A 4875-nucleotide genomic window follows, 5' to 3' on the forward strand; every position below is an offset into this window, starting at 1 on the left:
CGCCGTATCTGTACGAGGGCTGGGGCGATCCGCCGAGCCCGACGACGGTGATGAGCGCGACCGGGATCAAGTGGTTCACGATGGCGTTCGTGCTGTGGACGGCGACGACGCGGTAGTGGCCAAGTCCGGAGAGCTTGACCGTGTGGCCCTGGTGGTCGGAGGGGAGGGAGGCCAGCATGGTGCGGTCGTCGGCCGTGAGGGGCACGGACACGTCCGTGTCGTCGCGCACCACGGCCGCTTGGGCCGGTTGTCCGGTGTGGAGACGGGCGCCGAACGTCCCGTATGACTGACCGCGGGTGTCTGCGTGGTCGTCGGAGTTTCGCTCGTGCTCCAGGCTCGCCGCGAATCGGCCCCCCGTCGCGCTCAGCTGCTGGTCGAGGCGGCTCACTTGGAAATGGTTCAGGGCCACCACGCTTGTCAGGCCGACCGCCGCACAGGCGAGGGCGAGCAGTGCCACCAGCCCCGTGGTGAGGCGGGCGCGCAGGGTAGGGGGAACCAGCAGCCGTCTGGCCAGAGTGGCCCTCCCGCGATCTCTCACGATGCGTCCGGCTTGAGGACGTAACCGACCCCGCGCACCGTGTGGATCAAGGGTGTCCGACCCGCGTCGATCTTCTTGCGCAGGTAGCTGATGTACAGCTCGACGACGTGGGCCTGTCCGCCGAAATCGTAGGACCATACCCGGTCGAGGATCTGGGCTTTGGAAAGCACCCGGCGCGGGTTGCGCATCAGGAACCGCAGGAGTTCGAACTCGGTGCGTGACAGCTCGATCGGGTCCCCTGCCCTGCTGATCTCGTGGGCCTCTTCGTCCAGCACAAGGTCACTGACCATCAGACGGCCGTTGCCCGGCTCTCGGGTCATACCCGCACGGCGCAGCAGACCGCGCAGCCGCGCCATGACCTCCTCCAGGCTGAACGGTTTGGTGACATAGTCGTCGCCCCCTGCCGTGATCCCCGCGATGCGGTTCTCCACAGCATCGCGCGCGGTGAGGAAAAGCACACAGACGCCCGGCTGCTGGGCGCGCAGTTCGTGGAGCACATGCAGCCCATCGCTGTCGGGCAACATCCAGTCGAGGATCACCGCGTCGGGGCGCAAGGCACGCGCGGTGGCCACTGCGGAAGCCCCGTCGCCCGCGCAGCGCACCTCGAAGCGCTCGTAGCGCAGGGTCTGTGCGAGGGCCTCAGCCAGATCAGGCTCGTCGTCCACGACGAGAACACGGACTGGGCTGCCGTCGCGTCGGCGCAATGGGGCCGGCTTGGTCGTGTTCTTCATGATGCGTCCAGCATCACTCCGACCCGGCCGTGGTGGAGCGCGCGCTTCGTCTGAATTCCCTCTGAATCGCGGGAGCAGCCCGGTTCAGAGGCTATTCAGGGCAGACGTTGCCAGGGTGGCCGTCAACGTTCTCGGCCAAGGAGAACCGCCGTGACCAGCATTGATTACCCGTGTTCCCGCCCGATCCGGTGCGATCGTGGTGCCTCGAATGCCACTGGTGCAATTTACCGGGAGTTCCCTCGGCGGCACCGCTGGTGGGAGGTGAGCACCTACCGATTTCTCTCTGAATTGGCGGGTGAGGGGTGCGTTCAGAGGCGTTTAAGAAATTCCGCTGGAAAGGTGGCCGTCGCACACGCACCACACCGACGCACCACCACGTCGACGCGGCGTCCGAGGCACCACAGGGCACCGTGAGCCGACGAGAGGAGTCCCGTGGCTACCACGTCCGCGTACCACCGCCGTACCAGGACCCGCCCCCCGCGGCCCGTCGTACCCTCCCACCGGATCGTTCCGGTCGTGGCCCAGCTGCTGATCTACGCCGGGGCCGCAGCTGTGGTGGGCCTGTGGTGGATCGACACCACCTCGGTGGTGGGCTTCGCGGGATGGCTGACCGATGCCGGGCGGGTCACCGGCCTGCTCGCCGGCTACGCCTGCGCGGTGCTGCTCGGGCTGATGTCCCGCTTCCCCCTGCTGGAACGGGCTGTCGGCTCGGACCGCCTGGCCCGCTGGCACGCGCTGGGCGGTCGCTACACCATCTCGCTCACGCTCGCCCACACAATGCTGATCATTCTCGGCTACGCGGCAACCGCCCACGTCAACGTCGTCAGTCAGACCAGCACGTTCGTCTTCACCTATCCCGACATGCTCAAGGCCACCGCGGGCTTCCTACTCCTGGTCGCCACCGGCATCGTCTCGGCTCGCGCCGCGCGCCGCCGACTGCGCTACGAGACCTGGCACTACCTGCATTTCGCCACGTATCTCGCCATCTTCCTGGCCTTCTTCCACCAGCTCTCCGACGGTGCCGACTTCGTTGCGCACCGTCCCGCCCAGCTCGCCTGGTACGCCCTCTACATCGGCGTGACCGCGCTGCTGGTGTGGTACCGCTTCCTCACCCCGCTGCGGCGGGCATCGCGGCACCGCCTGAGCGTGGTCGAGGTCCAGCCGGAGGCGCCCGGCGTGGTGTCGGTCTGGATGACGGGGCGGTACCTGGACGAGCTGGGTGCCGAGCCCGGTCAGTTCTTCCGTTGGCGTTTCCTGGCCCGCGGGATGTGGTGGACGGCAAACCCGTATTCGCTCTCCGCGCCGCCGACGGGGGACTTCCTGCGGATCACCGTGAAAGCCGTGGGCGGCCACAGCGAGGCGCTGGCCGGGCTCCGGCCGGGCACCCGGGTGTGGGCCGAGGGGCCGTACGGTGCCTTCACGGCGGCCCGGCGCACGGCCCGCAAGGTCCTGCTGCTGGCGGGCGGCGTCGGCATCACCCCGCTGCGTGCTCTGTTCGAGACACTGCCCGGCGACGTCACCATGATCTATCGGGCGCGCCGCCCGGAGGACTTGGCGCTCTGGCAGGAGCTGGACGCTATAGCGGTCGATCGTGGCGCGACCGCTCACTACGTGGTCGACGAACCCGCCGAGTACTCCTCGCCCCTCACCGCGAGTGGGCTTGCCGCCCTCGTTCCGGACGTCGCCGAGCGCGACGTCTACCTGTGCGGGCCGCCGGGGATGACGGCCGCGGCGATATCGGCACTGCAAGCGGCCGGTGTGCCCCGCCGCCGCATCCACCACGAGTCCTTCGCCTTCTGACCGTTCAAAGGCCCTTGAAGGACCTTCAAGCGCATTCGATGACAAAGGAGCAGATTCATGGCAATGCGCCGAGGCGCCATCCTGGCCACATCGACCGTTGCGGGCCTGGTCCTGCTGTTGGGCCTGAAACCGCACCAGAGCGCCCTGCCGGCCATCGCCGGTTCCGGCGGAAGCGCCGCGGTCTCCCCGCCCACGTCAGGCTCCAGTTCCAGCCAGTCGAGCCCGTCCAGCAGCTCCCGCGGGTCGAAGAGCGGCAGCGGGGCTGGCGCCACCGGCACGTACACCGGTGCCGTCGAGCAGATCCCGTTCGGCCCGGTCCAGGTCGCCGTCACGCTCTCCCACGGCAAGCTGACCAACGTCCGAGCACTGCAGACCCCGAACGATTCGGGTCACAGCCAGAGGCTCGCCGACTACGCCGTGCCCATTCTGACCCAGGAGGCCCTGGCCGCGCAGAGCGCGCAGATTCAGGCCGTCTCCGGTGCCTCCTACACCAGCGAGGGCTACATGCAGTCCCTCCAGAGCGCCCTGGACAAGGCCGGTGCCTGAGATGGCAGAGGTGGACGAAGGCACGAAGGCTTCCACGGGTTCCGAGGGCCCCGGCGGCTTCCGCCACGTTGAGCACGCCATGGGCACGGTCTTCTCCTTCGACATCCGCGACACGCCCACGCCCGCCATCCGCCGCGCCCTCGACCACGCCGTGGTCTGGCTGCACTGGGTGGACGAGGTCTTCTCCACTTACCGTCCCGACAGCCAGATCAGCCGACTCGGCCGGGGCGAGACGGACCTGGCCGGCTGCGACCCCGAGGTCACCGAGGTGCTGGAGCTGTGCGAGAGCGCCGAGCGCGTCAGCGGCGGCTGGTTCAGCCGGGCCCCCGGCGGTCGCCTCGACCCCTCGGGCCTGGTGAAGGGCTGGGCCATTGAGCACGCTTCGGTGATTCTGGAGCGGGCCGGGGCACGCAACACCTGTGTGAACGGCGGCGGCGACATCCAACTGCGCGGCGAGTGCGCCCCCGGCGTGTCGTGGCAGGTCGGCATCGCCAACCCCCTGCAACCCGGTGGCCTCTCCACGATCGTGACCGGCCGGGACCTCGCCGTCGCGACCTCCGGCACGGCTGAGCGCGGCGCCCACATCCTCGACCCGCACACCGGTCGCCCAGCGGCCTCCGGGCTACTCTCGATCACCCTCGTCGGCCGCCACCTCACCGACATCGACGCCTACGCGACAGCTGCCTTCGCCATGGGCCCAGACGCCCTCATCTGGGTCGCGTCCGTCCCGGATGTCGAGGCCTTCGCCGTCACATCGGACGCCCACGCCTGGTGGACCTCGGGCTTCCCCAGCACGGCCTCGTCCCCGAGCGGCGCATGAGCTGGCCGCACTCGGCGGACGAGCAGGACTCTTGTTCTTGACCGGCCGTTGTCGCCACGAAATAGAGCGTCGGCGGATTCGAGCTCCGGACAGATACAGGACGGCAAGCAGTGCTCAAGTGCAACCAGCAGGGCAACTTGGATCGCGTTCACCGGGTTCCTCCGAGGATGCCCTGGCCTTCAGGGCCGGGGAGGAATCGGACTCCTGCGGAGCAGGGCAGGGATAGCTGGATCGCCGTCAGGGCGATCCGGCGTCCACCCCGCACGGCGGTGATGTCCACAATGATCAAGGACTCTCAACTGTCAGTGCTCTCGGGTAGGTTCGGATGTATGACGACAGAGGCAACCACGAAGGACACCGGGCATGCCCGGTACACCTTCCGTGTGCGCCTGTCGGCTACCGCGCGGCGCGCGCTTGAAGCGGAGTGGGCGCGCTGCCGG

The 4875-nt window shown here is 68.7% G+C and carries 4 protein-coding genes and 1 pseudogene; 3 read left to right on the forward strand and 2 right to left on the reverse strand.

Going from position 1 to position 4875, the window contains the following annotated elements; translation table 11 throughout:
* Positions 1–538 (reverse strand): annotated as a pseudogene (locus AB0M27_RS46745) (hypothetical protein); the annotation flags it as partial.
* On the reverse strand, positions 535–1269 hold the full coding sequence (locus AB0M27_RS46750) for a response regulator transcription factor (RefSeq protein WP_365732300.1): 735 nt from the start codon (positions 1267–1269) through the stop codon (positions 535–537). The pseudogene AB0M27_RS46745 and the gene AB0M27_RS46750, both read right to left, overlap by 4 nt.
* A 432-nt stretch (positions 1270–1701) precedes the next feature.
* Between AB0M27_RS46750 and AB0M27_RS46755 the strand changes: the two genes are divergently transcribed.
* The 3 genes from AB0M27_RS46755 (at position 1702) to AB0M27_RS46765 (ending at position 4435) form a co-directional block, all read left to right on the forward strand.
* On the forward strand, positions 1702–3069 hold the full coding sequence (locus AB0M27_RS46755) for a ferredoxin reductase family protein (RefSeq protein WP_365732301.1): 1368 nt from the start codon (positions 1702–1704) through the stop codon (positions 3067–3069).
* Positions 3070–3126: 57 nt separating this feature from the next.
* Positions 3127–3615 carry an FMN-binding protein gene (locus tag AB0M27_RS46760; protein ID WP_365732302.1) on the forward strand — a complete coding sequence of 163 codons (489 nt, stop codon included), beginning with the start codon at positions 3127–3129 and terminating at the stop codon, positions 3613–3615.
* A gap of 79 nt (positions 3616–3694) precedes the next feature.
* Complete coding sequence (locus AB0M27_RS46765) at positions 3695–4435, forward strand: FAD:protein FMN transferase (RefSeq protein WP_365732303.1); 741 nt, start codon at positions 3695–3697, stop codon at positions 4433–4435.
* Positions 4436–4875: the final 440 nt, after the last annotated feature.

Origin of the sequence: Streptomyces sp. NPDC052107, assembly GCF_040680215.1 — a bacterium.
Classification (GTDB): domain Bacteria; phylum Actinomycetota; class Actinomycetes; order Streptomycetales; family Streptomycetaceae; genus Streptomyces.

Bases quoted from the DNA above. Each gene is read 5' to 3' on its own strand.
- AB0M27_RS46765 (WP_365732303.1), top strand. From the start codon at position 3,695: ATGGGCACGGTCTTCTCCTTCGACATCCGCGACACGCCCACGCCCGCC.
- AB0M27_RS46760 (WP_365732302.1), top strand. From the start codon at position 3,127: ATGGCAATGCGCCGAGGCGCCATCCTGGCCACATCGACCGTTGCGGGC.
- AB0M27_RS46750 (WP_365732300.1), bottom strand. From the start codon at position 1,269: ATGAAGAACACGACCAAGCCGGCCCCATTGCGCCGACGCGACGGCAGC.